At 53.2% G+C, this 2,228-nt stretch carries 1 protein-coding gene; it reads left to right on the forward strand.

What is annotated here, in order from left to right:
• Positions 1 to 2,228 (forward strand): hypothetical protein (locus tag CWE08_RS12010; protein WP_198677180.1); only part of this gene is annotated, 2,228 nt, incomplete at both ends.

Here is a 2,228-nt window from a genome sequence, read left to right on the forward strand (position 1 = left end):
GGGCGGTATGTGGTGGCGCGCTATGAGAACGGTGAGCTTATCAGCACGCAGAGTGATTTTAATGCACTTGGGCAAGCGCAGCGGGTGAATCATGCGGGAGTGGTGAGTGTGAAGCGTTTTAATGCCTTTGGTCAGCCGGTATTTAGCCGCACGGAAACGGCGGGTGGTGCGGTGAGTGGTGAATATCAGCATATCAGCCGAAGTTATGAGCGTTCAGCGATAAATGTTCCGAGCGGCGCCCCACAGGGCGCGTGGTATGAACGTGTGATAGCCGGGGGCGCGCCGACAACTTGGGCGGTTTATGATAGTGCGGGGCGCACGTTAGCCACACTGAGCGAGGGGTTTAGTTCAGGGAGCGTGCGTTATGCGCTTACTGCGTATGATGCACTTGGGCGTGCCGTGCAACAATCGCAGCCGAGCCTGACTGCAACGCCGCTGCATTGGAGTGACACGCAGTATGATGTGTTCAACCGCGTGATAGCGGTGACAGCCGCTGATGGCACCGTGACAAGCTTTGATTACGATGGTGCGGATGTCACTCAAAGTGTTAGCCAGTTTTGGGGTAGTTCGAGCCCACAATCTCGCACCACAACTCATAATGCATTTGGTGAGCTGCTCAGTGCGAGTGATTCAGCGGGTACCTTACGTTATAGCTATGATGCGGCGGGTAATTTACTGACCGCTCGTAACGTCGATAACGAAACGATGGTGCAAACCTATACCCAGCGTGGCTTTAAAGCGAGCATGAGCGACCCAGATAGCGGCGTGTGGCTGTATGATTATAACGCGCTCGGTGAACTTGTGTTACAGACCGATGCTCGCGGTTATGAAACGGCAACAGAGCGCGATAGGTTTGGCCGCAAAACTTACGAAGCGGTGCGTTTAAATGGCAGTATTCAGCGTAGTTCAACATGGGTGTATAGCGATGGGAGCACGGCATTACCTGGGTTACTGCTGAGTAGTACAGTGACCGATACGCAAACAACAGCGCATACGGTAACACGCACCTATAGCTACGACAGTTTTGGGCGGCAAACGCAAAGTAGCATGCAGGTGGGCGGCACAACGCTTACAGAATCCTTTACCTACGACCAATTTGGCCGTTTATTCCAACACTTTGACGCCAGTGGCGATAGCTTTGGTCAGGAGTTTCGCTATCAGCGCGGATATATGCAGGAAGTTTGGGAAGCACGTTATGGGCGCCATAATAGCAACAGTGTGCGGTACCAACGCATTACTGAGGCTGATGCCTATGGCAATGCAACCGAGAGCTTGGCCGGCAATGGCCTAACGCATTGGCGCAGCTACGATGAACGTACAGGACTTATCGAAAGCATAACCACCAGCGGTGGCGTGCAAGCCTTAGATTATAGCTTTGATGGGTTAGGCAATTTGCGTAGCCGCAGCGATAACTTGCATCGGTTACCGGCGTTATCCGGCAGTGGCACAGCCACGTTCGATGAAACCTTCTTTTATGATGATTTAAATCGGTTAACGCAAGTGCGCCAGCAAGGCTCGGTGAGCATGAGTATAAGCTACGCCAACAACGGCAATATCCTCACAAAATCCGATGTACAAAGCGGTGCGCTTTACCACTATGGCGCATCGAATAGCCAGTGTACAGGTGCAAGTAGTGGTGCGGCGGGGCCCCATGCGGTAAGCGGCATTGGCACACAGCGTTATTGTTACGATGCGATGGGCAATCAAACCCATCAATATCAGGGCAGCACCTTAGTGCGGCGTATTCACTACAATGCTATCGGCAAAGCGCGGCGCATTCAAAGCTTTACCAGTGAAAGCGAGAGCGGCCGTAGTGCGGGTATCACGGAATTTATGTACGATGCAAGCCGCAATCAAGTGCGCCGCACCAGCACCGAGCAAGGCAAAACCACCACCATTATCCAGCATGGAGTCACCGAGCAGATAAGCGAAGGGGGCGAAACCTGGTTCCGGCGTAACTTGGGCAATGCTATTGTGGAGAAGCGCGGTGAAAGCATCACCACCCGCTATGTATACACCGACCATTTGGGCAGTGTGGATGTGATTACCGATGACGCGGGGCAAGTAGAGGAGAAGCTCAGCTTCGATGCCTTTGGTAAGCGCCGGGCGGTGTTTAAAAGCAATAACCAAGCCGTGAACTTTACTTTGGCCTCGATATTAAGCCTCACGCACAAAGGCTACACCGGCCACGAGCAGGTAGACCACGCCAGCGTAGTGCAAATGGGTGG

The organism is Aliidiomarina iranensis (assembly GCF_003987135.1).
Classification (GTDB): Bacteria; Pseudomonadota; Gammaproteobacteria; order Enterobacterales; family Alteromonadaceae; genus Aliidiomarina; species Aliidiomarina iranensis.